The following is a 24,220-nucleotide window of genomic DNA, read 5'->3' as shown; positions in this document are numbered from 1 at the left end:
CTTTTAGCGTGCCCCCTGTCCCCCCTCAGCGTGCCTCTCCTGCCCCACCCGCCCACCTTGACGTGTCTCCCTGCCGTGTCTTGCTCCTCCGCTTCTCCTCTCACACCGCTTCCCACCCCTCCGGCCCCCACCATCGAGCCCTGTCTTCCCCCGACACCACGACGCCTCTGACGCCCCTCCCTTCCCAGGAAACACCGGTACGAGCGGCGCTGTACGCACCAAAAGTCCTGATGGAACCGGCTATCGGGGGGTGCCCTCCACCGATGTCACGTCACACCCGGAAGTCCGCTATTCTTCTTCCTGTCGCCGCCGCAAGCGGAGGACATGGCAGGTTGCCCGAGTGGTCAAAGGGAGCGGTCTGTAAAACCGTCGGCTCAGCCTACGCAGGTTCAAGTCCTGCACCTGCCACCAGCCAAACTGGCAGCTCAGAGGCCCTCCGGGGCCTCTTTTGCGTTTCCGGGACATGCAGCCACAGGCAGCCAGAAGCAGCCGCATGTCAGCGTTCGCGGGATATACGCGGGATGGATCATGAGGCATTTCCCCAGGTAGCGCCGGGGGTTGCGGGACATGCGCGGGATGGACCCCGGAACGCCGAAAGGGCTCCGGGAGTGTGTCCCAGAGCCCCACAGCAGAGGTGATCTTCACGCGGCCAGCGCGTCATCAATCCTCCGGTTGACCGTCTCCTCCTGGCCGTCGATGCACTTCGCGTAGACGCGGAGGAGAACGTCAACGCCGTGACCGGCCCGCCTGGCGATCTCCGGGGCGGGCACCCCGGCATTGAGCCAGAGCGACACCGCCGCGTGCCGCAGGTCGTACGGCCTGCGAGCCAGGGGAGAGGCAGCTTGTTCCGGTGTCAGCGCGAGGAGCCGAGCCGCGGCCCACACCTCGGTATAGGCCGTCGAGGCGACCACGCCGCCGCGCTCGCTCTGGAACAGCCGGCCGTCCTTGGCGGTCCCGAATTCGTCGAGGTGCTCGCGGAGGATCCTCACCAGGATGGGCGGGATCGGGACAGGCCGCGTGTCCTCCTGCGCCCGATGCTTGAGCCCGCGCGCCTCGTGGGCATCCCCGGAATCGGTCCACCGGGTGTTCACCTCGGGACGGGAGACATCGAGGCTGAGCCGACCCCAGCCGGTTGCCGGAAGACGACAGTCCTGCTTGCGCAGCGCGACCGCCTCACCCGGCCGGATGCCCGCGTAGTACATGCAGGCGAACAGCGCCATGAGCCGACGACCCCGGCCGCGCCTGCCCACGTAGGTCACCATGGTCAGCAACTCGCGAACCTGCTCGGGGTTGACGACCACGCGGGGATCGACCGTCTCGGCGACCTTCACCGGCTTCCAGCGCACTTTCGTCACCGGGTTCGCGGGAAGTTCCTCCAGCTCCACCGCGTACTGAAGGGCGTTGTAGAAGACGGCCCGCTTACGCCGGATCGTGTTCGCAGCCGCCGCCTTGCCGTTGAGGAGCAGAGCGAGCGCGTCGAGCCCGGCCCGGACGGTCTTGGCCTCCTGAAGCTCAGACAGAGGCACAGATGCCGTGTCGAGCCAGCGCAGCGCCTTGGCGATCTCAACAGGCCGCGCCTTGTCCCGAGCGTTGGGAGGTAGCGCGTAGTGACGCAACGCCGTACGGAGGACGGAGACCTCTGGCTTGCCGGGGATGTCTCGCGTTAGCGCGGGGACCACCGTCGCCAGGGCATCGGTCATCGCATCCCGAGTCTTGGCCGCCGCGTGGGGCCACTTCATGTCGATGTAGGCCAGGACGAAGGCGTACCAGTTCTGCGCCTCCTTGGCCTGGATCATCGACTCGGGGAGGCCCGTCTCCATGTCGAAAGCTTCGCCCCGCTTGGCAGCCTGCCGCAGGTCGGACAGGAAGTTCTCGCCGAGAGCCTTGGTCCGGTAGCTCTTGGACTTCTCCCGGCCGCCCACCTTCCACCGGACCTCATAGGACGCGGCCTTACTGGACTTGTTCCGGCGGATCTCCCAGAACTTCACGTCGTACGAGGTGTTCACGCCGCCTCCCTGAGGCTCTCAAGCCACGCCTCGAACTCACTGCGATAGAGGCGGATCTCGTCGTTGGGCAGTCGCAGGCCGCGGGGGAACTTGCCGATCTCACGCCAGCGATAGAGGGTCCGGACGGAGATCCCGCCGAGCCTGTCGAGGATCTCGGGGACGGTCATGAGCTTGTCGTCGTCCTTCTTCTTCACGCCGCCTCCCTGATTGCCGAAAGATCTTGTCCGGTCGCCTTCTCTCGGAGTGCGAACAGGGTTGCTCGCCAGCGCTGGCGTTCGGCGACCATGCGCAGCAGCCGCAGGGCCAGAGAGGGGATGTCGCTGTCACCGGCCGGGACGGGCTTCCAGACATAGCGGTGCGGATCGGGGACCTCGTCAGCCAGGCCGAGCGCCTCCATGACCCAGGTACGGCGGTCGCGCTTGTGCTCGGACAGGGTCTTGTTCGACCACTTACGCGAGACCAGGACGCGACGGCCCGCGTAGCCGAGGTGTTCGGGCTTGTGCGCCTTGCTCCGGCACCGGCCCGGAGTCATGCCCTGCTTGGCGCCTTTGGGCTGCACGCCGTAGCGCAGCCAGTTCGGACAGGCCGGAGAGCAGGGTTCGTAACGGAGTGCTTCGGCCATCCGCGCGGCATGCGCTCGCTGAGCAGGGTTGTCAGGGTCGAGGGCGTCGCCGAGGCTCTTGGTCAGATACTTCGACAGGTAGCGGACGCACTGGTCGGCATCCGGGGTGCCGGACAGGACGCCCTGAACGTCGACCTGAGAACCGAAGCGGACCACATGCAGAGGTTCGGCCTCGTCGTCGGTGCCGAGGTGGTCGAGTGCCTCATGCCAGGTCGGGAGGAGTTCCCCCGTGGTCGGGTTGAGATAGTCGCCGGTCTGTCCGTCTGGATAGGTCTCCTCGTCGGGGAGGTCGGTCCGCTGCGTCCACACCGGCAGGTGGTCGCCGTCGAACTTGATCTCATCGGTGGATGGCCACCACACCTGGTGATAGGTCGCAGCCGCGATCTGCTTGACCTCAGCGCGAGGCATGGTGCCGCGGACTGCCATGTGCAGGTGAGGAGCGAGCCGTTTCTGCGGTTCGACGGAGGAGAAGTACTGCACGTCATAGCCCGCGACTCGGCGAAGGTTTTGCACGAAGCGGTCGACGAGCTTGGAGAAGTGCAGCGCGTCCCGAGCGGCCCGCGTGTAGTCGTAGGCGTCTGGATTGACGGGCACGCCTTGCCCTGCCCGGATCTTGCCGTACGAGGGAAGCGTGAGGGTGAGGAACAGCGACGGCCGGTAGGTGGTTCCGTCCGAGCCGGTGAAGGTCCGCCCGAGCGTGGTGTTCTGCCGGACTCGTTTGGGGAGATCAGGGGCGTCCTGACGCCGCCGGGTCGAGCGGTTGCGCTTGCCCGCAGCACGACCGAGCAGGGTGCCGCGCATCCCGGCAGCGTTGATCTCGTCGTCGAGCCCGGTGAGGATCGCGTCCAGGTTGGTGGTGTCGGCGCTGGCCTTCTCTGCGGCATCGCGCTGGGCCTGCATGTCGGCGCGGAACTCCACCAGCCAGAGCTGTTCCTCGTTGGGCTCATCCGGGGTGGTCGAGGGTTCGGCTTCCAGGTGCCAGCCTTCCCGGCACTGGGCCATCCGCAGGTAGCGGTTGCGCCGGGCGCAGGAAGGACACTTGGCCTCCATAGTGGCCCCGCAGGGCACGTTGACGTCCTCGGTGAGCCCGGTGCGCGTGTCCAGTCGTCGCAGGACCACCGGCCGGATGCACACCCCGTTGTGCTTGGCGATCTCCACCGCCACATCCAGCGCGAGCGGCATCCTCTGACGCTCGGCGCGCGACAGGCTGCGGTCGTTCGGGTTGCTCACACGCCCTCCTCGTACGTGTCGCCGGGGTCGAGGAGCGCGCCCTGTCCGCATTCGCGGCACTCGACCAGCCCGCGGATCAGGTCCAGCCACAGCGTGTTGACCGCGTGGCAGGCCGAGCAGCGCAGGCCGTCGAGGATGTAGGCCAGCTCAGTCATGGTCGCCCCTCTCCTGAACTTCGGACAGGTCGGCCACCAGCCGGAACGTGGTCTGGTACGGGTCGGCGGTGACGCGGACGTTGAACAGTTCGAAGGCCAGGACAGGCTGAGCATGGTGCCGTCCTAGGAGGGCGAGGATGGGCCGCTCGCAGATGCGGGTGATCTCCTCGTCGGTGCCGTAGAAGCAGACCCTCACGCGGTCACCTCCATGGCCATCGCGCGGATGTCGCTGTCGGAGACGTAGGCGGCACGGACTCGGATCGGGTCGGGTGAGGTCTCCAAGCGGACGTAGGCGACACCCGCGCCCTGCTCGGGGATCGGGGAGATGTGATCAGCCAGTGCCCCCCGGTCCCGTGCGCCGTCGCCGAGGACCATGTCGACCTGTTCGGACTCGTCGAGGCGGAGCGCGATCTTGTCGGGGAACAGGTTGCGGATGTTCATGACCTCCTTGCGCGGGTCCTGGAGAGCGGCCAGGACACCGAAGCCGACCGCGCGGCCCTGCGTGGTGAGCGTCGCCAGGGCGGCGGAGATGCGGAGCTTGAGGCCCTTGTCGGACTGGTAGGCGGTCAGGAACGCCACCTCGTCAACCACCACCAGGACGAACGGGTCATCGACGGAGGGAGTGTGGGAGCGCTGGAGTCCGGCGTAGCGGTCGGCCCGCTCCTGCATGATCTTCACCGCCGCTTCCAGCAGATCGGCGCAGTCGGCCGGGCTCGCGGCGTAGCGGTCGCTGAACAGGTCACGCCCGTAGGACAGCTCCATCCGTTTGGGATCCAGCGCCCACACCTGCGCCAGGCCCGCACGGGTGGCGGGCAGCAGGCCGCGGATCGCCGACCAGATGACCGATCCCTTGCCTGCCCCGGTGGCCCCGGCGACCAGGACGTGAGTGCCGTGGACCTTCAGGAGCCAGGGATTGCCGTCCTCGCACTTGCCGACCTCCACCGGCCCCACCGATGCCTCATCCGGGATCGGTACGGCCGGGAGCGGAGTGGCGAGGGGATCACGGCGAGGGAAGACAAGCAGCAGCCGGCCCGAACGCGCGATGGAGACCCGGCAGGAGCGAGCGCCGAACCCGTGGGCGAGGTGCTCGGTGCGGTCGGACCAGTCCTTGACCGCCTGCCCGGTGAGCATCCGCACCGTGACCACGTCGGCCCACGAGGTGCAGCTGACGCGGACGACGCGAGGCAGGTAGTCCCGGCCGCGTAAGTGACGTCCGAGTCCAGAGATGATCATCACCGGTTGCCAGTGCCGCCGGTAGATCCACACCAGTCGCCACCAGGCCAGCAGTCGCCAGCCCAGCAGGTGAAGAAACGAGGGACGAGCGAGGAAGAACCAGGCGGTGAGACCGAGAGGAGTTGTGGTGACCAGGCCGAGGCCCCAACGCCAGCCGTACCAGTAGGTGACTGCAACGGGGGTGAGCGCGACGGCCGAGGCGATGGGGTGGCGCCACAGCAGCCGCAGGGCACCGGCCAGCAATCGCCACGCAAAGATCACAATGGTGACGATCGCCGGGGTGCGGAGGACGGCCGGGCGGAAGACGACGGCGGTATCGGGGGTGGTGGAGACGAGGTTCTGCGCCTCGTCGCCGGGCAGTTTTTTGAACATTAGGCTGGGGGCCTTCCTTGAATTTGCGTCCGAGGGAGAACCGAGGGGCCGCCGGAAGTTGGCGCTTCTGGCGGCCCCGCTTACGTGTCAGGCCGCGACCTCACCGGGCGGTGTGGTCTGGTCGGTGAGGTTGGTCGGCTGTTCCGCGTGGAGGCGCTCGCAGTTGGCCAGGTAGCGTGCGGAGGCGGTGAAGATCTCCCGCGCGAGGGTCACGTCCTGCTCGGTGACCGGCCCGCCGCCCGTAGTGGTGATCGTCATCTGTGCCTCAGTGCTGGACAAGGTCAGGAACGGTCGCCCACCGTCGCCTCCGAGTGCCTTGGCCGACATGTCCGAGGTGTAGAAGGAGACGTTGAATCGGGTGACGCCCTCGTGAATCGACGCGGTGACGTAGGTGTAGGGCTCGTGTTCGCTCACGCCGTCACGCCCTTACCGGCCGTCTCCTTGATCGGCGCCGGAGCGCTCTGCCGAGTGGGAGCCGCAGCGGTGCGGGGAGGGCGCATCGTAGTTGCTCGGATGGACCAGGCCAGGCGTCCGGTGTTCTGGGCGACGTAGGCGGTGGCGGTCATGCCGTCGAACTCCACCGGTACGAACGGCAGGCCCGGCAGCGCGGCCGGAACGGTCGGCTGGATGGGGGACAGGATCTTGACCGAGACCGTCTTCTGGCCGGCCTTCACGGTCGGGTCGGCGTCCATGACCGCGACCTGCCAGACCAGTTCTCCGGTGTTCTTGTCCTTGGCGTAGACGGTGCGGCCCTTGGACGAGGCGTCGAAGTCCTTGACCTGCTCGACCTCACCGACGATGAAGCAGCCGTGCGGGAAGACTTGTCCGAAGTGGACGGGGATGGGGCCTTGGATGGCCATGTCGCTTCCTCTCGTTCAGCGGCAACCAGATGTCCGGTTGTTCACTTGTCCGCTTAAGTTGAGAGTAGCCTATACTCACTCGTCCGCACAAGTGAATGAGTGGGTCGATGGAGAGGGGACGGCCGGATGTGCCAGCCTGCCCCTCGGGCGTCCTAACGGTGCTCGACGCTCAAGGAGGATGCGCGATCATGTCGGTTATGGTCTCCATGACTTCACTGGATCACGACACCACCGAGAACAACCGGATCAAGGTCTGGTTCCGGTTCGTGCCGCGAGAAGGCTGGCTTCCCTACAGCACCGAGGGGATCTGGGCCACACGGATGAGCGAGGACACCGCGCGTCTGGAGAACGTCCCCTTCCTGCAGGAGGGGGTGGCCGAGGGAGATGTCGTGCGGTTCGTTACCGATGCCGACGGTCTTCACTGGTCCGCGGAGCGGGTGGAGGCGTCGGGAAACTGCACCGTTCGGGTCCTGCCCGTTCCCAGCGGTCCACTCGGGGCAAGCGCCGAGGCCGTGCACGAGCGGTTGGCACCGTTCAGCCTGGGCGGAGAGGTCTTCAGTAAGGAACTGCCGCTGGTCGCCTTCAACGTGCCTGCCCGCGCAGAACTCGGCCGGATAAAGGCGCTACTGACACGTGGCGAGGAAGACGGTTGGTGGCACTTCGAGGCGTCTTGCGTCACTGATGCTTGGCGCAACGCCTAGCTAGCTCACCGGGTAGATGTCCTGAAGTTCGTGCAGGTCACCAGGCAGTGCCACGCTCATCGCCAGGAGCACAGCCCCCGCAGCGTCGTGCACGGTGGCCAAAACCCCAAGGACAGGCTTGGGGGAGGCGAGCAACTCGGCCTCTTCCTTGGTGGGGTTGCGCGCGGTCAGCCGCTCGATGACGTGATCGAAGCGCAGGTGCTTGACCGCCTGGAGATGGTGGCGCACTCCCCGGGGCAGCGGTTCAGGCTTGTCGACGTCGGTGCCCAACGCGATCTCCAGCGGGAACCACAGGGTTTCCACCGCCGACAGCCGCCCTCCTTGCCTGACCACCCGCCGACGCGAGATCACCGGCGTCTTGTCTTCGATGCCGAGGAGACGAGCGATGTGGCGGGGAGCCGGAACGCGAGCAACGTCGGTGACCGTGTCGCCGCTCTCGGCCTGCTCGGTCACGGCCAGCCCCGGTCGGATGCGATCAGCGGCGCTCTCCGGGCGGCCCTTCACGAACGAACCGCGGCCGTGCTCACGCTCGATCCAGCCTTGCATGGCCAGCGTCTGAAGCGCCCGGACTACCGTCGTGCGACCTACGCCAAACTCACGGACGAGCTGTGTCTCCGAGGGCAGCATGTCACCGGCCGCGTACTGCCCGGCTTCGATGCGCTCCTGAATCGTGCTCATCACCTGGGCGTACTTCGGAGGGGCGAAATCCTTGCTCATCTTGACCGCCTGATCGCTCTTCCACTTGTCTGCATAAGCAGACTACTGGCTGAGATTAGTTCTGTCAGGACCCGCACCAACAGGAAAACAGCTATCGGGCCAGCCCAGCCAGAACCTTGATCCACACCACCCGCGCCTGAGCAGGCGGCCACGGATCGCTGTGAAGCACCGTCGCCTGCCCCTTGCCCTGAACCGTCTTGCGGATGAACGACAGTCCACCCGCGTCGCACAGTTCGTAAAATGTCACCCGATGCTCATGGCAGGTCCAGGCCACCACTCGGACTCGCCCGAAGCGCTGCGCCTTATGCCAGGTCAACGGCATGCATCCGGGAGCGGCCGGCACGAGATGCTCAGCGAGGCACGACGCTCCCCGCTGGGGAGGATTCCCACTCATGGTTCCTGCCGTTCGAAACGCACCGACCCTGCCAGATCCACGGTGGCGTGAAAGATCACCTCTCGTGACCAGTCGCCCGGCGCCAAGCCGAAGTCATAGACCCGCCGCGTGACCCGTCCCCACAGAGCCGGTTGCGGCTCCATCCTGCGCAGCGCCTTGCGCAGCTCGTCCATCGCGGTCGCCTGCCCCGAACTGGTGCCGCACGGCCCGAGCCGCTCGACGCCCTCAGAGGTGAAGACCTCCCACTCGAACATCTCGACAATGGGCTCGGGACCATCGCAGTACAGGCAGTCCTCCTGGGAGGAGACCGCACCTCCTAGAAACGAGGTCGCGACATGTCCGCGCCGCGTGACGATCTTCCAGCCGCGCCCATCGCATTCCTCGCACTTAACCGGCGTTGTCATACCGGAAAGGATCGATGGAAGAACTTCTCAGACCTATCCCACGCGTATATTCCACCACGGCATATAGGGTCTTGACATGTAGCGACGCACCACCTCGGGAACCGATGACCGGAGGGCGGAATGCACGGGAGCGCTTTCGCGCCGATCAAGATCCCGGCCGAAGTATGGGACCGCGAAGACAGTAGAGAAATCCTCAAAAATCGTGACGTAGCCGGTCTTTTCAAACTCGCCGCAAAGTATGCAGGCGCCAGTCAGGTAGACATCGGCGCGGCAACCGGCCTGTCCCAGGGACGCGTCAGCCGGATCAGCCGAAACCAGTCCCACATCACCGAGTTGGACGTCTACGAACGCATCGCCACCGGTCTCGGCCTGCCCGACCACGCCCGCATGCTCTTCGGCCTGGCCCCTCTCGACACCGCATCTCCCACCGGAAACCACGGCGACTACCACCAGGAGCAGAGCGAAGAACTGACGGCCCGGATCGAGGCAGCCGCCGCCGTCGACCCCACCATGGTCATGATCCTCACCACCGACACCAACAACCTGCGCCTCATGGACCGCCGCCTCGGCGGCATCGCCATCGCCGACAAGATGCGCGCCCAGATCTCCCACGTCGAAGACGCCCACCGCCACGCCGTACGCCCCGGCATCCGCGCCCAACTCGCCCACGTCTTGGCTGAGACCGCCTCACTGGCCGGATGGCAGGCCATCCACACCGGAGCGCTCAACGACGCCTGGAACCACTACGAGCACGCCAAAGCCGCCGCCCGCGAAGCCGGTGACCCCGCCCTCATCGCCTACGTCTCCGGCGAACAGGCATACGTCCTGATGGAACTCGGCCGCCCCGCCGAAGGCACCGAACTCCTCCAGTACATCCACGCCACCTACCGCGACCGCATCCCCGCCCGGCTCCGCACCTGGATGTCCGCAGCCGAAGCCGAAGGCGCCGCGATCCTCGGAGACGAGACGACCTGTCGCACCGCTTTGGAACAGGCCGCCGCACTCCTGCCCGATGGCGACGCCGACCCCGACATGCCTTACCTGTCGGTCAACGCCCACCACCTGGCCCGCTGGCGGGGGAGCTGCCTGGTGCGCTTCGGCGATCCGGGAACCGTCGAGGACCTGCGCTCAGCACTGGCCGGGATGGACGGCACCTACAACCGCGCCGAATCCGGCGTCCGCTGCGACCTGGGCCATGCTCTTCTCGCCCGCGGAGAGCCAGACGCCGCCCAACCCCACATCCAGCGCGCCCAGCACCTCGCCACGATGACCGGATCCAGTCGGCAGCGCCGACGCGTCGAGGAACTCGCCCGAGCAGTCAGCCGCTCGTTGCGCTGAGCCGATCCCGCGCCGCGAACAGACCGATCAATGTCCCCGACGTCCAGATGTCCCCGCGGGCGATCATCGCCGGGATCTCCGCCATCGGCACCCACTCGATGAGATCCGCCTCGATCTCTCCGGTAGGACTCCCGACCAGATCGGCACCCCGTACCAGGAAGAGACTGTGCTCGGAGTCGACCATGCCCGCCATCGGCTGGTAGGTGATCAAAGGCTCGATCTCCTTGGGCCGATACCCTGTCTCCTCCTCAACCTCACGAGCAGCCGTCGTGATCGCATCCTCGCCGGCGTCGACCAGGCCGCCGGGCAACTCCCAGCCCCACCGGTCGAACAGGAACCGGTGCCGCCACATCATCAGCACCCGGTTCTGCTCGTCGACCACCACGGCGATCGCCGCCCGATCCAGATGCACCGCATGATGCTCGAACCGCTCCCCGTCCGGGATAGCCACATCGACGAGGCCCAGCCGGATCCACCGGTTGTCGTAGATGAGCCGTTCCCCGTGCACGATCCACCGCGACCGCTCTTCGTTGGTAGCCACACAGCGAAGTTACAGGCCAACATCCCTGACGTACACAGACATCAGCACAGAATCATACGTTCTACGAAAACCGGTAGTCGAAACGAGAGCCTTCTCGACAGTTTATGGCGAGATCCGCTAGGCGGTGTGGACTGCACTGCAATTGGTCGTGGTCAGCACCGCTAACGTTTCAACAACTGAGGTGCTAACAGGCTAGACGTCGGTAGTTGCTTTCCAGCAAACCATACCAAAGGCAAAGTCATCAGGAATTCGGCAACTGCTTTTCGAGAGTTAAAATATGTCCATCAAACTCGCCAGCCCATGATGCGGTCTCATTTTCTATCAGACTATTCAGCTCCTTGGCAAATTCACGCAACGCACTTAATGCTAGATCAATATCAGTGCTGTTGTTTGGAATTTCGCGACCATGATTGACTGCCCACACAAGTTGAAAATCTATAAGAAGTTTTTGAATTGCAACTGCTGTACTCATGTACCGCGTCCAGGAAGATGTGAACCCAAACGCTCGATCTAAGCCGATGGCAGCAGCGCCTGCCCCTAGAAAAAGATATCCCCAGAGAGCCCATTCGGGTTTAACTCCAGCTGTGGCGGCGAGTGGAATTAGAGTACCTGTAGTGATAAATACTGAAGCTAATACCCGTAAACGACGCGACCAGCGCGCCTTTTTGCGCTTCTCCTCATAATACCAGTTCAGGTTGGCAATAGCCGTATCCTCTAACCAGCGGAACAACATATCCGCACATACATTTATACCCGAATGCCATGGAAGTTCCGGTAGAGGGTGAAGTATGAGATCTCCATTGGCAGAAACGCGGCGCCCAATATTTTCTATTTTGGGTTGCAGGACCTCATCCAACGAACTGATCTCCCTCGGGCTGCCACCGTCGCCACTTGCGCGTATCGAAGGCCTCCCACTTTTTCGCTAGACAGATGGCCGCGAATTTTTCCCAATCGAAGAAGTCATCGAGGCCAAAGCTCAACAACCTCCGCCCGACTTCATCTAACTGGCGAGGTTGGGAACTCATAGCAAATCCTGCAAGTAAGGACAGTGCAATTACTCGGTTATCCGTTGGGGATAGACCAGCCGAATAGTCCAAGCTTTCGCCGACATCTGACAGCATCTCTTCCCATGGATGTCCTGGCAAGAGATAGTTTCGGTCACCAATAACGACTGCGATCTCGTTCGGCTTGAAGCCGCTCGCAGACACAGGGCCGATAGGAACAAACCATCGCGAATATCGAGCGTGTTGCAAAACGTTATCCCGCTCCATTCTATCAATGATCCGCGCCCACTCTGTATCCCTACTAATGGCGCGCATATCGCTCCATGAAGATTTACGCGAGTATGTCTTAATCCATCGCGCGTCGCATCGTCGCTGTTCTTGATTTCCTCGAATTTCTACAATCTGCCATGTAGAAAGTAGAAGGTCAGCGGGTATAGATCGACCTATACGAGTGCACAGTAAGGGTCCTTCCGGAAAAGCTTTCGTTTCACCACCAAAAATCTTGACGATGTCAGAGAATGAAGCGTGTCCGGGCGCCTCTCGGAGTAAGTATTCAATGTGTTCGGCAATTCCGCTCTCAGTCGTCCAGAAGGCATCATTGAGCTCTAAGTCTTCAGCTGAGCATTGAATGCGCCTGCCGTCATTTTCCACGACAAAGAGAGGGACCTTACGTACAGCGTTGCGCAAAATATCAGGCGCAACAGGCCGCCCTTCTCTGTAATTAAGTAAAGGGCTTAATAGGTAAGGCGCTTCATCGGTAGCCCATGTAAGAGAATGCGACCTTGTCTCGCTTATACTGGCCACCTCATCAATCACGTGACTGCAGTAGGATTTATAGATTGTACTGAGAGTCTCCTTATACTCATCGGTCATTTCAAGGGCAGACCGTGCCACGTTGGTTTTGGGCGCAGTACGTCCTGTTGCATTAGCGATCGCATATATTGGCGATCCATTTGAATAGCCTGGACTCTCGAACCCTACGCGGATACCCTCTACACAGATTCCAATCACAGGATCTGTTATCCTATTTTCACGCAGTAAAGCACTGGGGAATGAGAAGAAGCTCCATTCCTTAAAGTACGGGTTCCAAACTACGGCGAAAGCAACGGCGACCCCGCCTTCGCATCGCTCTACGACCCTAATATTGCGCCCTTTGTCGGTGACAGGCCCAGTGCTAGTATCGACCGAATAGCCAAGATCTTCCAGGGAGCAACGCAGTGCTTCCGATACCGTAGAGAAGCCGACAGAAACAGGGGATTCATTATCTATTTGAACAACTAGATTGCAGCCAGGGATTACAGCCCACCTACGCGCTAAACTAAGAACATCTGGGATCTCAGCGCTCGGCCTTATTCTAATCCGCACCATAGTTCCATGCGGTCCGATGCTTTTCGCGAGCTCGTCTTGCTGCTTGTGCAGCAGGCGAATTAGATACTTGCCGTGGACAGACCGCAGGGACAAATATCGCCCTTTGGGATCATCCTTATGACACGTGACGACTTCAACTCGATCTGCCACCATGAAAGCCGAAAGAACGCCGATCCCAAACCTGCTAATAGGGTTGAAATTTGGTTTTGACTTACGAAATTGTGGATCTTGGTAGAGGCTTGAACCTGCTCGCAGAAAGTTGCCCTCGATAATCTCCTGCGTCATCCCAGTTCCGTTATCCCAAACCTCCAGTGTCCTCTCAGCGCTGTTCCACCGCACTTCCACTTTCCCGGCAGTACGGGAATCGTTTTCATGAGCCAAGCGAACTGCGTCTATGGAGTTTTGCAAAAGTTCACGCAGCACAACGCTGGAATCGTTATAAAGCGTGTGCCCGGTGAGAAGGTCCAATATTTTAGAGTGATCGAGAGTGAACTCGAATGGCTGAGAAAGGAAATTCTTGGTCTCAATATTTTCGGTATCTATTCTCCTCCACGGGAAATAATGCTTCGTCCCTTCGTTTTTGTTAGTCTGACTGATCCATTCGTGGCTCGCTTTAAGCTGATTCTCGGCATATGATAGATAGGATGTTAGTCCAAAGAACCCTTCCGCGTCCGAAAAGCGTGCATGCACTTCCACGGTGTCACGAGGGGCGTCTTCAGAAACATTCCCATCCGCGTCCTTTCCTACCTTCGATCTAACTTCTCTGACTGCGCACTGCTTAGCCCATTCTGCCTGGCTTACGGGATCTCTTGGATTAATTACGCGGTATACGACGGAGGGGGTCCGATCACTAGTGATGTGGAGTAGATCTATAGTTCTTAGTAAAACGGCTGCGTACTGAACATTCGCTGTCTCTTCCTCGTGTTGACCATAGCTGCGTCGCACTCGGTACTTTCGAGTGTCGTGAAGGTCGTCTAGGTGATGGCTCTCGCATACGATTGCCAAATCATCACGAAAGACTTCATTCAACGGACTGAGTAAACGTTCAACTTCGCTTGCCACAGCCTGCGTTATGCCTAGATCAACCGAAGGTTGCCCTTCGATCCAGGTTCGGACTCTGGAAGCGTGATTGTGTCTTACGAATTCCTGATAAAGAAATCGCTCACGAGTGTCGAAATCAAGGCGTTCAATGCGTGCCTTGTAGTCGCGTGAGATATCGTCTTTGCTATTTAAGAGTTCATTGCAATATTCAGGAAACGCAGACTCCTTGCGTCGCTCATACTCGTCTTTAGTAACCAGCATCCCAAAGTCATGAAAATATGCTGATAGGACGATGAGGAGCCAGTCAGCGCGAGTCATTACATTCAGAGTTTCCGGAGGCACTATCCACTTAAGATTAGCCAGCATCGCATCTACGTGACTAATATCATGCTTTGTGTAATCCTCAAATATGCCGAGCCCGCCTATCCTGTTCATTAGCTCAGCTAAGTCGCGTCGAGTCTGTGTCAGACTAAAGCCTCCGAACGCTGGGAGGTCACCAGCTAGGGCAGCTTGCTGCTCTGCTTGTGAGGGGAAAAGCGAGCTCATTGTGAGAACCTCCGGCAACCGTGTTGCGTACACCTATTTGAGTAACTCTCAGTATGACTCGTGTCCCACCCTCGCGTAGGCCAAAACCTAATTTTCACAGTTTATATACATATGAACATGTAAGTCATAGTTACGCATGAAAAGATGATTGAACGAGGTTTGTCCGGTTCTCGCCGAACAGATGCAAACGTGCTGCCATGAGGCTCCCTCTCTTCGGGCTAGCAGTTCCATGAGGCGGGTTCTCTTGCTGTAAGTGATTTGGTGGCCCAACTTAGCGGGCATGGATCTTGAAAGTGGCACCGGCTGCGCGAGGCGTTCGAGCAGCTCACGCTACGTAAGTCGACTGCACAGCCCGCCCTCTTAATGCGAGTGTCCCCAGACCATTGCCGAATTGTTCTCATAGGTATCAAGGGGCGGCGGCGCTGCGCGCCGTCGCCCGGCCCTGCGCCTGCGGCGCACGCCGGGCATGCGGCCTGGGGGCCGGTCCCGACGCGCGGGCAGGACTCCGGGCCGTCGCCGCACACGCGCCGCGCCGTACCCACGCCCCCGCCGGCCTTTGGTTACGCCGCCGCCCCGATGCAGCCCGACGATCGCCTCATCGTGGTTGAGGTCTGCCATGGTCGGGGGCGATCGAAGATCCAGGGTTCGTTCCTCACCCTGGCTCACCGGGGAACGAGGTTGAGCGCCTTTGCACCGAGAGGGATCGAGAAGTAGGAGCTTCCGGCGTAGGTAGTCCGATCCCGGTGGATCGCCCAACACAAGAGCATGTGGGAGCGCATACCAAGATCCGGGATACGTGCGGGATGATCTCGCCCGCCAGGACTCCGAGCGGAACCGTACGGCCAGTTCAAAGGCGCGCCGCAGTCGGAATCGTCGGCCCGCTGTAAAACCGTCGGCTCAGCCTACGCAGGTTCAAGTCCTGCACCTGCCACCAGCCAAACTGGCAGCTCAGAGGCCCTCCGGGGCCTCTTTTGCGTTTCCGGGGTGTGCAGCCATAGGCAGCCGGAAGCAGCCGCATGTCAGCGCTCGCGGGATGGACCCCGGAATGCCGAAGGGGCTCCGGGAGTGTGTCCCAGAGCCCCACGGCAGAGGTGATCTTCACGCGGCCAGCGCGTCATCAATCCTGCGGTTGACCGTCTCCTCCTGGTCGTCGATGCACTTCGCGTAGACGCGGAGGAGAACGTCAACGCCGTGACCGGCCCGCCTGGCGATCTCCGGAGCGGGCACCCCGGCGTTGAGCCAGAGCGATACCGCCGCGTGCCGCAGGTCGTACGGCCTGCGAGCCAGGGGAGAGGCGGCCTGTTCCGGTGTCAGCGCGAGGAGCCGAGCCGCGGCCCACACCTCGGTATAGGCCGTCGAGGCGACCATGCCGCCGCGCTCGCTCTGGAACAGCCAGCCGTCCTCGGCGGTCCCGAATTCGTCGAGGTGCTCGCGAAGGATCTTCACCAGGACCGGAGGGATCGGGGCAGGCCGCGTGTCCTCCTGCGTTCGATGCTTGAGCCCGCGCGCCTCGTGGGCATCCCCGGAATCGGTCCACCGGGTGTTCACTTCGGGACGGGAGCCGACCCCGGCCGGTTGCCGGAAGACGACAGTCCTGTTTGCGCAGTGCGACCGCCTCACCCGGCCGGATGCCCGCGTAGTACATGCAGGCGAACAGTGCCATGAGTCGACGACCACGGCCGCGCCTGCCCACGTAGGTCACCATGGTCAGCAGCTCGCGAACCTGTTCGGGGTTGACGACCACGCGGGGATCGACCGTCTCGGCGACCTTCACCGGCTTCCAGTGGACTTTCGTCACCGGGTTCGCGGGCAGTTCCTCCAGCTCCACCGCGTACTGAAGACGGCCCGCTTGCGCCGGATCGTGTTCGCAGCCGCCGCGTTGCCGTTGAGGAGCAGGGCGAGCGCGTCAAGGGGCGGGGGTGCTGTGCGCCGTCGCCCGGCCCTGCGCCTGCGGCGCACGCCGGGCATGCGGCCCGGGGGCCGGTTCCGACGCGCGGGCAGGACTCTGGGCCGTCGTCGCACCCGCGCCGCGCCGTACCTCGCCAACCCGTCGTACGCAGGCCGCGCCGCCGCAGCTCTATGTCAATCCTTCGGAAGCGCCTATCGCTCGTGGAACATCGTGCTTTACGATCATGCGCTATGTCCGACTTCGAACCGACTCTTCTTGACTATGTGGCGAGATTCCTCCTACGTGAGTCCTGGCCGTTCCACTTGTCGATTATCCTCCTCCCCTTTTTGATTACGCTTATCTACCGCGTTCGCAGGAGTTCATGGCCCTCTGTGCTTCGGGTAGTTGCGATGACTTTCCTGATCATCGGCTTTTGGCTGGTGTTTCGAGCTCTCTATGGATATGAGCTTGTTCTCAACCTTGCCGCCATGAATGTTCTGATCAATGCTGGGACAGCATTTCTCATCGGAGCCGGTGTCTGCGTATTGGCTGATCGACGTCGTGGTGAAGTGCCTCCGGCGGGGGCGCTCCAGCTCCAGGACGATCGCCAGGAGCACGAGTCGGGTTCGTAGATGGCTGAGGCCGGACCTTCCCGTCGTCGTCGTCCCAGGGCAAGCCGAGCAGGCCGGGGAACAAGGGGGAATGACGGGGACCCACGGACAGGGTGAGGCGGGTTCAGAGCACGATGTCGTGACTGTGCGGCACCACCTGATGCTTGACGGTCGGCCTGGGATCGTTCGTCATCCGTGACCACAGGCCCCGCGAGGGAGTCGCTATGTCCGCTCGTGCCGTGATGCCGGTGAGGCCGCGGTCTCGTCCTGGTCGAAGGCGATCACGATGTATCTGCCGTTGGCGTAGCTGATCACGGGCCGCTGGAGCATGTCACCCACGTTGCGGGCGACCCTCTGCCACAGCTCCACCATCTCCGGGGTGTCGGCGGTTATCCTGAACCGCCCGTCGGCGACGAGGCTCTGGGCGACCAGGGGGGTGAAGTTCGCCTCGGCCCTGGCCTTCTCTTCTGCGTCGAGAGGGGTGCGCCGGAGCGCGGGTTGCGTGCCGGGAGGGTGGGGCATCGCTGATCTCCTTGTGATCGCCGGCCTCCCAGCATGCCATCCGCGAACCACTGCCGCCCGGCGGTTATCCGGGTTCCCGCTCGGGGACCGCGTAGCCAGGGATCGAAGGCCAGCGCACCGTGAGCACCACCGACTCCTCCTCGGCGTACCAGGAGTGATCGACGCCATGACCCCACACGACGTACTCCCCCTGCTTGGCCAGCAGCACGCTACGTCCCGGCAGTTCCACCCGGAAACGGCCGCTGATCAGCATGAGCAACGCCGTACGTTTCTCGCCGGTGACCCACTGCGCGCGCTCGTCGCCACGCGGATGCACGCCCCACTTGATCTCGACGCCGTCGCTGTGCCGAACATCGCCGACCGGCTTGAAGTGCCCGAGTAGCCAACCGCGGTCACCGGCCGCGTCCACGTCGGCGCTCCCCACATATACGTTCTCCAACACGAGCCGCGACGCTAGCACGGCAGCCGTCCGACGCCGCCTCTGACCAGCGCCGCAGCAGCTCACAGGTCGCGTACCGAGATCTTGTAAATGTAGGTCGGTCAGCAGCCACTAGGCTAGATAGAGCGGCACACCGAGTCCGAGGTTCGCCGGAACGGGGCCCCAGAGGCCGTTTCTTGCTCTTTCCTCGCGCCGGGCATGCGCATCAGTCCTGTATCCGGGCATCGCCACGCTCTTCCTCATGCTTCTGTCAGGCTCCGAGGAGGGGCAGAACCACCTCGCGCGGTACGCGGTGATCGGCCACGTTACTCGGTGAGCCGGGGTGCGAAACGAACCTCCTGGATCTTCGATCGCCCCTGCCCCGCCCCCGGCGGACATCGGCGGCTACCCCGTGGCGATCGTCGTGCTGCATCGGGGCGGTGGCGCGGCCAAAGGCCGGTGGATGGCGGAGGTATGAAGAGGTACGAAGCGGTACGTGTGCGGCGACGGCCCGGAGTCCTGCTCGCGCGGGGACCGGCCTCAGGCCGCATGTCCGGTGTGCGCCGCAGGCGCAGGGCCGGGCGACGGCGCGCAGCGCCGCCGCCCCTTGATACCCAGTCGCCCCTTGATGCCCGTAGGAACAATTCGGCAGTGCCTCAGGTCGTGCTCAGTTGGTGTGTTGTCGCTCAGGACTTTGTGCAGAGATTCAGCACGTCGGCGAAACCGCTGGTCGGGATTGAAGCATTGCTGACAAGCACCGGCACCGGGATCGAGCCGGTACGGCCCCCCCTACGCCTTGGTGACGAGTCGCTCATCCCCATTGAAGGTTGTTTCAGGGTGTTGGAAGCGGATGTCGGCATTCCGGATGTTCGCCGGCCGACCGCCGCGACCCGTTAAGCCCGCGTACGGGAAAGTCAGCGGCGTGAGTAGGTGAGGCGCCGCAGGGCGGCCTCGGCCGGTCCTCTTCGCCCGCCGGGCGCCAGCAGCGCGGCGAGCACCACGGTGGCCAGCCAGGTCACCACGGCGATGCCGGACGCCGCGGCGTCGCCCACACGCGTGCCGAGCCCTCCGACGTACGGTGCGAACACCGCTACGAAGACCACTGACTGGAGGAGATAGCAGGTCAGCGACCATTGGCCGCACGCGGCCAGGGCCCTGACGACCGGGCCGGGATGGCCGCGCCGCATCCGGCCGACGGCGAGTCCGATGATGGCCGCGTACGCGAGCCCGCCGGCGATGCCGGTCACGCTGTGCAGTGCGTACATCGACACGGCCACCATGTCCGACGGCGTCCAGAGGCGGGTGTCGATCAGCATCAGCGGCACCGCGCCGGCGACGGCCAGCCCGGTGCCCAGGACGGCGACCCGGGAGAGCAGGTCCCGGTGCGAGACGGGGTCTTCCAGCAGGCGGCGCCTTGCCGCCCAGATTCCGAACAGGAAGGCCGGTACCACGCTGGCGGCGAAGTACGTGGGCGTCATCCCGGTCCATCCGATGAGCCGCATCACGGTCGCCTCGATCGGGTCCGCCATGGCGGCGGGCGTGTCGCCCTTGGGGGCGGAGATGGTGAGCAGCCCGAAGCCGAACAGGATCACGACGTGCAGCACCAGCCCTACGACGGCGGCCCGCAGCACGACCCTGTCCTCGCGCCGGATGAACCCGACGAGCACGAGCCCGACCAGCCCGTACGCCCCGAGGATGTCACCGAAGAACAGCAGCAGCGCGTGGCAGAACCCGAACGCCAGCAGCCACAGGCTCCGCCGGCGCAGCACCGTGCGCACCTGTGGCCAGCTCCTGCCCGTGGCGAGCTGCCGGTCGGCGATCTGCACCAGGCCGTAGCCGAACAGGGCGGCGAACATGGGCAGCGCACGTCCGTCCACCAGCAGGATCTGCACCCCGGCGACCAGCCGGTCCAGGGGGCTGCCGTCGAGCGCGTAGCCGCGGAAGCCCGCCTCGTGGCCCGACAGGTACATGTGCGAGTGCGCCAGCGCGATGAGCAGCAGCATCAGCCCGCGTGCGAGATCGGGCGCGAGCGCGCGCTGGGTGATGGGAGTGGCCCCGTGAACGGGGGCCGGTGGGGCGACGAACATGGTTGTCCCCTTGAAATTAGATACAGAGGTGTAGCTAATGCTGAGAGTAAGATACACCCGTGCAGCTAAGCAAGGTGGGGCGATGAGTGATCACAACGCCCGGATGCGCCGGCGCGGAGAAGAACTGCTGAAGGCCATCCACGATGCGGTGCTGGAAGAGGTGGTGGAGGTCGGTGCGGGGCGGCTGACCATGGACGGCATCGCCCGGCGCGCGGCCACGCCCCGTACGACCCTGTACCGCCGCTGGTCGGACCCGCTGGAGGTGCTCCTCGACGCGCTCTACCACCAGCACCCGGTCGAGGAGCCGACGGCGGGGGCCGACGACCTGCGCGGTGACCTCATCCGCGCCCTGCGCCTCATGGCGGACTGGGCCCTCAGCCCGGCGGGCCGCGCCGTCGCGGCCATCCTCACCGACCCGAAGAGCGCCGCGCTGATGTCCGAGGCCCTGTTCGAGCGGGTCTTCGCCAACCGGGGCGGCACGTTCACCCGCACCGTGCTGCGGCACTACGCCGACCGGGGCCACTTCCCGGCCGAGCTGCTCACCCCGGTCGTGGCCGACATCGGCGAGGCCCTCGTCACCAAGCGACTGATCGACTCCGGGACACCGCCCGGCGACGAGGACCTCGCGGCGATAGTCGACCAGGCGATCCTGCCCGCGATCGGGCTTTCCCCCGGCGGCCGGTCCGGCCCCGGTGAAGGATCGCGTTGACGATCTCGTCTTCCGCTCCACGCTGACCGGCGGATCGCCGGTCGGCGGTGTGCTCGGACGCGATCCGGAGTTCTCGCCGGGCGGGACCGAACCTTTCGACATGTCACCGGCGTCGGTAACGGTTGAAAGGAGTCGCCTTGGACCGCAATGACAGCTTCCGCGGGTTCGTCGCCGACCATCAGCAGGCGCTGATGCGTACCGCCTACCTGCTCACGGGAGACGCCCACCAGGCCGAGGATCTGCTGCAGAGCGTCCTGCTCAAGGTGCTCGGACGCTGGTCCAGGCTGTCGCGCGTCGAGCGCCCCGAGGCGTACGCGCGTAAGGCGCTGCTGAACCAGTACATCTCGTGGCGGCGGCGCCGGGTCAGGAGCGAGCTCCCGACCGCCGACCCGCCTGACCGGCCGTACTCGGGCGAGGACTCCACCATCGTGCGGCTCGTCATGCGCCAGGCTCTCATGCGGCTGCCGCCCCGGCAGCGGGCGGTGATCGTACTGCGCTACTACGAGGACAGGACCGAACGCGAGACGGCCGAGCTGCTGAACTGCTCGATCGGGACGGTGAAGAGCCAGGCCCACTACGCGCTGGCCCGCCTGCGCGACCTGGCGCCCGACCTGGCACCGAAGCTCGCCGACCTGGAGACCGAGGAGGTCTACCGATGACCTGGCTACGGGACGTGCTTGTCGACCTGGCCGACGACTCCCCACAGGTGGACCTGGCCGAACGTACGATCGCGACGCGTGACCGCAGGCGCCGTACCGTGATCTCGCTCCTCGCGGCGGCGATGGTCGTGGTCGTCGCCCTTGGTACGACGGCCACCATGCGGCTGCTGCCGGACGAGCCGCGGGAGGTCGCCTCCCAGGGCGACCTCCCGGTGCGCGGGGTGGGGCCGCTGAGCCACGCGTACAAGACCTTCTGCGGGCCGGACGGCGGGAAGGTGCCGCAGGACTGCCGGGACGGAGGCTGGCGGGTGGTCACCCGGAGCGGCAGGACCTACCACGTGCCGGAGGCGCTGCCCAGCCTCGCCCCCGGTCGCACCGGCCTGCGCGACAGCCCGCTCGCGATCAGCAGGGACGGCCGGAAGATCGCCTACTACAGCGCGGAGGAGGGCACCTTCCAGGTCCGTGACCTGGCCTCGGGCCAGAAGACGACGGCCGCGAGCGAGGTGCCGCAGGCCTGGCTGGGAAGTGTCTCGCGTCTGATGCTGTCGGACGACGGGCGGTTCGTGGCCTTCAGCAAGGTCCCGGATTTCAAGGATCCCGCGCTGCTCATCGACATGCGCGACGGGGTCTTCCGCGAGCTGCCGAACCGCTGGGTCCCCGTCGGCCTGTCACCGGACGGCGCCACCATCACGCTCGCGGAATACTCGCCCCGATCACAGCTGCGGACGATCTCGAACCTGTGGCCGAGCTCTTCGAAGGGCGACTCCACGTCGGTCATCCTGCCGGTGGACTACCACTTCAGCCCGCTCGCCCCCGACGGGAAGACCGTCGCGGTGATCGAGAACCGCAGCACCGCCGAGCGGCCGTGCCGCAGGGGCGACCTCGCCCTGATGGACACGCTCACCGGCAAGAGGCGCAAGGCGACCGCCGTCAGCGGGCTGCCCTCCGGCGTCTCCCAGATCTCGCTGCGCACCTGGCTCAGCGCCGAGGAGGTCACGGCTCTGACCATGTCCGGGCGGTGCAGGCCGTCGTCCGAGGTGCCGGACGACGAGCCCACGGTCATCGATCCGCCGTACCGGACCATAACCGCCTACGCGGTGAACGTCAGGACCGGTAGGGCCAGGAAGCTCGCTACGTACAGGGCGCAGGGCTTCTTCGAGATCGTCCTGCCCGGCCCCCCCGGGGCGCTGTGACCTCAGGTCCCAGCCGACCCCGGCCGGGCAGGGGTCCCCGTGGGCCGCGGCGCGAGGTGTCTTCGCGGGGTCGGGTCACCGGTGTACGAGGTCGCTCGTACACCGGTGACCCGGTTTCGGGGCTGGAAGGCGGTGGCGAACGGGAAGGGGGACAGGACCGTGAAAGGCGCCGCCGGGGTCCGCGTCCTGGCCACACGGTCATGCTCCGGCCGTGTGGCTTCAAGGACGGCGACGACGGGTCAGGGGCAGCCCAGGGCGCGGTACTCCCAGCCCTCCGCGCGCCAGACGTCCGCGTCGAGCGCGTGCCGGCCGTCGACGATCCGGGGGTGCTTGACCACCTTCGCCAGCGCCGAGGGCTCGATCTCGCGGAATTCGGCCCACTCGGTGAGCAGGACCACCACGTCCGCGTCACGGGCCACGTCCATCGCGCTCGTGCCGTACCTGAGCTCCGGATAGGCGCGGCGCGCGTTGTCCAGCGCGGCCGGGTCGTACACCCGGACGTTGGCGCCCAGCCCGTGCATGGTCTGGGCCACCTTCAGCGCCGGGGCGTCCCTGATGTCGTCGGAGTTGGGCTTGAAGGCCGCGCCGAGGCAGGCGACCCTCTTGCCGTCGAGCTGGCCGCCGAGGAGTTCCCTGACCAGGTCGATGGTCCGGGAACGGCGGCGCCGGTTGATCGCGTCGACCTCGCGGAGGAAGGACACGGCCTGGCCGACGCCGATCTCCTCCGCCCGGTGCGCGAAGGCGCGGATGTCCTTGGGCAGGCAGCCGCCGCCGAAGCCCAGGCCGGGCTGGAGGAACCGGCCGCCGATCCGGTCGTCGTAGGCGAGGGCCTTGGCCAGGTCGCGGACGTCGGCCCCGGTGGCCTCGCAGACCTCGGCCATCGCGTTGATGTAGGAGATCTTGGTGGCCAGGAACGAGTTGGCGGCCACCTTGACCAGCTCCGCGGTGGCCAGGTCGGTGACCACCACCGGGGTGCCGAGGTCGAGGATCGGCTGGAACGCCGCGGCCAGCCGCTCGCGCGCCCACTCCGAGGTGACGCCGAACACGAGCCGGTCGGGCTTGAGCGTGTCGTCGACCGCGAAGCCCTCCCGCAGGAACTCCGGGTTCCAGGCCAGCTCCACCTCGTCTCCCGCCGGGGCCAGCTCGCGCAGCATGCCGGCCAGGCGGGCGGCGGTGTTCACCGGGACGGTCGACTTGCCGACCACCAGGCAGCGCCGGGTCAGGTGGGGGGCCAGGTCGCGTACGGCGGCGTCGACGTAGGTCAGGTCGCAGGCGTCCGAGCCCGGCTCCTGGGGGGTGCCGACGCAGACGAAGTGGATGTCGCCGTGCTCGGCGGCCTCCTCGTAGGAGGTGGTGAACCGGAGCCGGCCCGACTCCAGGGCCTTGCCCAGCATCTCGGGCAGGCCAGGTTCGAAGAACGGCACCTGCCCGGCCTGCAGTTTCGCGATTTTCCCGCTGTCCACGTCCAGGCCGACCACGTCGTAGCCCAGCGACGCCATGCAGACCGCGTGCGTCGCCCCGAGATAGCCGGTTCCGATCACAGTCAATCGGGGGAGCTCGGCTTCGCCCATATCCGTATTCCTATCTACTTGTCCGTGGGC

The 24,220-nt window shown here is 64.6% G+C and carries 25 protein-coding genes and 1 tRNA gene; 7 read left to right on the top strand and 19 right to left on the bottom strand.

Features of this window, described 5'->3' with window-relative positions; translation table 11 throughout:
* Positions 1-326 precede the first annotated feature (326 nt).
* A tRNA-Tyr gene (locus ACW9TB_RS27810) sits at positions 327-411 on the top strand.
* Positions 412-641: 230 nt separating this feature from the next.
* Here ACW9TB_RS27810 and ACW9TB_RS27805 read toward each other — a convergent pair.
* From ACW9TB_RS27805 to ACW9TB_RS27770, 8 genes are all read right to left on the bottom strand, one after another.
* Positions 642-2,006 (bottom strand): tyrosine-type recombinase/integrase, encoded by a 1,365-nt coding sequence (locus ACW9TB_RS27805; protein ID WP_472751016.1) that lies wholly within the window; start codon positions 2,004-2,006, stop codon positions 642-644.
* The gene (locus ACW9TB_RS27800) at positions 2,003-2,173 is read right to left on the bottom strand and encodes a helix-turn-helix transcriptional regulator (RefSeq protein WP_362515482.1); all 171 of its coding nucleotides are present in this window, start codon (positions 2,171-2,173) and stop codon (positions 2,003-2,005) included. The genes ACW9TB_RS27805 and ACW9TB_RS27800 overlap by 4 nt, the downstream gene beginning before the upstream one ends.
* A gap of 23 nt (positions 2,174-2,196) precedes the next feature.
* Positions 2,197-3,858: a replication initiator gene (locus tag ACW9TB_RS27795; RefSeq protein WP_472751015.1), complete on the bottom strand. Its 1,662-nt coding sequence runs from the start codon at positions 3,856-3,858 to the stop codon at positions 2,197-2,199.
* Entirely contained in the window at positions 3,855-4,013 is a 159-nt protein-coding gene (locus ACW9TB_RS27790) for a hypothetical protein (RefSeq protein ID WP_472751014.1), read from the bottom strand. The genes ACW9TB_RS27795 and ACW9TB_RS27790 overlap by 4 nt, the downstream gene beginning before the upstream one ends.
* Complete coding sequence (locus tag ACW9TB_RS27785; RefSeq protein ID WP_472751013.1) at positions 4,006-4,209, bottom strand: hypothetical protein; 204 nt, start codon at positions 4,207-4,209, stop codon at positions 4,006-4,008. Before ACW9TB_RS27785 ends, ACW9TB_RS27790 begins: the two co-directional genes overlap by 8 nt.
* Positions 4,206-5,618, bottom strand: a complete 1,413-nt coding sequence (locus ACW9TB_RS27780; RefSeq protein WP_472751012.1) for an FtsK/SpoIIIE domain-containing protein — start codon at positions 5,616-5,618, stop codon at positions 4,206-4,208. Before ACW9TB_RS27780 ends, ACW9TB_RS27785 begins: the two co-directional genes overlap by 4 nt.
* An 87-nt stretch (positions 5,619-5,705) precedes the next feature.
* The gene (locus ACW9TB_RS27775) at positions 5,706-6,032 is read right to left on the bottom strand and encodes a hypothetical protein (RefSeq protein ID WP_472751011.1); all 327 of its coding nucleotides are present in this window, start codon (positions 6,030-6,032) and stop codon (positions 5,706-5,708) included.
* Positions 6,029-6,478, bottom strand: coding sequence for a plasmid replication, integration and excision activator (locus tag ACW9TB_RS27770; RefSeq protein ID WP_472751010.1), 450 nt, complete (start codon positions 6,476-6,478; stop codon positions 6,029-6,031). Before ACW9TB_RS27770 ends, ACW9TB_RS27775 begins: the two co-directional genes overlap by 4 nt.
* Positions 6,479-6,666: 188 nt before the next feature.
* Here ACW9TB_RS27770 and ACW9TB_RS27765 point away from each other — a divergent pair, with 188 nt between their 5' ends.
* Positions 6,667-7,179: a DUF4265 domain-containing protein gene (locus ACW9TB_RS27765; RefSeq protein WP_472751009.1), complete on the top strand. Its 513-nt coding sequence runs from the start codon at positions 6,667-6,669 to the stop codon at positions 7,177-7,179.
* On the opposite strand, the gene ACW9TB_RS27760 is transcribed toward ACW9TB_RS27765, so the two are convergent.
* The 3 genes from ACW9TB_RS27760 to ACW9TB_RS27750 form a co-directional block, all read right to left on the bottom strand.
* The gene (locus ACW9TB_RS27760) at positions 7,180-7,896 is read right to left on the bottom strand and encodes a GntR family transcriptional regulator (protein WP_472751008.1); all 717 of its coding nucleotides are present in this window, start codon (positions 7,894-7,896) and stop codon (positions 7,180-7,182) included.
* Between the two features lie 91 nt (positions 7,897-7,987).
* Positions 7,988-8,143, bottom strand: a complete 156-nt coding sequence (locus ACW9TB_RS27755) for a hypothetical protein (RefSeq protein ID WP_472751007.1) — start codon at positions 8,141-8,143, stop codon at positions 7,988-7,990.
* Positions 8,144-8,286: 143 nt separating this feature from the next.
* Positions 8,287-8,694: a hypothetical protein gene (locus ACW9TB_RS27750; protein ID WP_344915006.1), complete on the bottom strand. Its 408-nt coding sequence runs from the start codon at positions 8,692-8,694 to the stop codon at positions 8,287-8,289.
* Between the two features lie 333 nt (positions 8,695-9,027).
* On the opposite strand from ACW9TB_RS27750, the gene ACW9TB_RS27745 reads away from it, so the two are divergent.
* Positions 9,028-10,032, top strand: a complete 1,005-nt coding sequence (locus tag ACW9TB_RS27745; protein ID WP_472751006.1) for an XRE family transcriptional regulator — start codon at positions 9,028-9,030, stop codon at positions 10,030-10,032.
* On the opposite strand, the gene ACW9TB_RS27740 is transcribed toward ACW9TB_RS27745, so the two are convergent.
* The 4 genes from ACW9TB_RS27740 to ACW9TB_RS27725 form a co-directional block, all read right to left on the bottom strand.
* A complete protein-coding gene (locus ACW9TB_RS27740; protein ID WP_362515015.1) occupies positions 10,013-10,573 on the bottom strand; it encodes an NUDIX hydrolase in 561 nt (186 codons plus the stop codon). The two genes, ACW9TB_RS27745 and ACW9TB_RS27740, sit on opposite strands and share 20 nt — an antisense overlap.
* A 241-nt stretch (positions 10,574-10,814) precedes the next feature.
* Complete coding sequence (locus ACW9TB_RS27735) at positions 10,815-11,429, bottom strand: SLATT domain-containing protein (protein ID WP_472751005.1); 615 nt, start codon at positions 11,427-11,429, stop codon at positions 10,815-10,817.
* Positions 11,422-14,421: an HD domain-containing protein gene (locus ACW9TB_RS27730; RefSeq protein WP_472751004.1), complete on the bottom strand. Its 3,000-nt coding sequence runs from the start codon at positions 14,419-14,421 to the stop codon at positions 11,422-11,424. The genes ACW9TB_RS27735 and ACW9TB_RS27730 overlap by 8 nt, the downstream gene beginning before the upstream one ends.
* Positions 14,422-15,630: 1,209 nt before the next feature.
* Positions 15,631-15,978: a hypothetical protein gene (locus tag ACW9TB_RS27725; protein WP_472751003.1), complete on the bottom strand. Its 348-nt coding sequence runs from the start codon at positions 15,976-15,978 to the stop codon at positions 15,631-15,633.
* Positions 15,979-16,830: 852 nt separating this feature from the next.
* On the opposite strand from ACW9TB_RS27725, the gene ACW9TB_RS27720 reads away from it, so the two are divergent.
* The gene (locus ACW9TB_RS27720) at positions 16,831-17,052 is read left to right on the top strand and encodes a hypothetical protein (protein ID WP_472751002.1); all 222 of its coding nucleotides are present in this window, start codon (positions 16,831-16,833) and stop codon (positions 17,050-17,052) included.
* A 201-nt stretch (positions 17,053-17,253) separates the two neighbouring features.
* On the opposite strand, the gene ACW9TB_RS27715 is transcribed toward ACW9TB_RS27720, so the two are convergent.
* The 3 genes from ACW9TB_RS27715 to ACW9TB_RS27705 form a co-directional block, all read right to left on the bottom strand.
* Entirely contained in the window at positions 17,254-17,553 is a 300-nt protein-coding gene (locus ACW9TB_RS27715; protein WP_472751001.1) for a hypothetical protein, read from the bottom strand.
* 64 nt (positions 17,554-17,617) lie between these two features.
* The gene (locus tag ACW9TB_RS27710; RefSeq protein ID WP_472751000.1) at positions 17,618-17,995 is read right to left on the bottom strand and encodes a cupin domain-containing protein; all 378 of its coding nucleotides are present in this window, start codon (positions 17,993-17,995) and stop codon (positions 17,618-17,620) included.
* Positions 17,996-18,885: 890 nt separating this feature from the next.
* Complete coding sequence (locus ACW9TB_RS27705; protein ID WP_472750999.1) at positions 18,886-20,058, bottom strand: DUF418 domain-containing protein; 1,173 nt, start codon at positions 20,056-20,058, stop codon at positions 18,886-18,888.
* Between the two features lie 82 nt (positions 20,059-20,140).
* Between ACW9TB_RS27705 and ACW9TB_RS27700 the strand changes: the two genes are divergently transcribed.
* The 3 genes from ACW9TB_RS27700 (at position 20,141) to ACW9TB_RS27690 (ending at position 22,619) form a co-directional block, all read left to right on the top strand.
* Complete coding sequence (locus ACW9TB_RS27700) at positions 20,141-20,767, top strand: TetR/AcrR family transcriptional regulator (RefSeq protein WP_472750998.1); 627 nt, start codon at positions 20,141-20,143, stop codon at positions 20,765-20,767.
* 137 nt (positions 20,768-20,904) lie between these two features.
* Entirely contained in the window at positions 20,905-21,426 is a 522-nt protein-coding gene (locus ACW9TB_RS27695) for a SigE family RNA polymerase sigma factor (RefSeq protein ID WP_472750997.1), read from the top strand.
* The gene (locus ACW9TB_RS27690; protein ID WP_472750996.1) at positions 21,423-22,619 is read left to right on the top strand and encodes a hypothetical protein; all 1,197 of its coding nucleotides are present in this window, start codon (positions 21,423-21,425) and stop codon (positions 22,617-22,619) included. Before ACW9TB_RS27695 ends, ACW9TB_RS27690 begins: the two co-directional genes overlap by 4 nt.
* Positions 22,620-22,858: 239 nt before the next feature.
* Here the strand turns inward: ACW9TB_RS27690 and ACW9TB_RS27685 are convergent, their stop codons facing one another.
* Complete coding sequence (locus ACW9TB_RS27685) at positions 22,859-24,190, bottom strand: UDP-glucose dehydrogenase family protein (RefSeq protein ID WP_472750995.1); 1,332 nt, start codon at positions 24,188-24,190, stop codon at positions 22,859-22,861.
* Positions 24,191-24,220: the final 30 nt, after the last annotated feature.

This window comes from Streptosporangium sp. H13245, from assembly GCF_055690525.1.
Note: the sequence above shows the minus strand (reverse complement) of the source record. Positions and strands in the feature narration are given on the sequence as shown.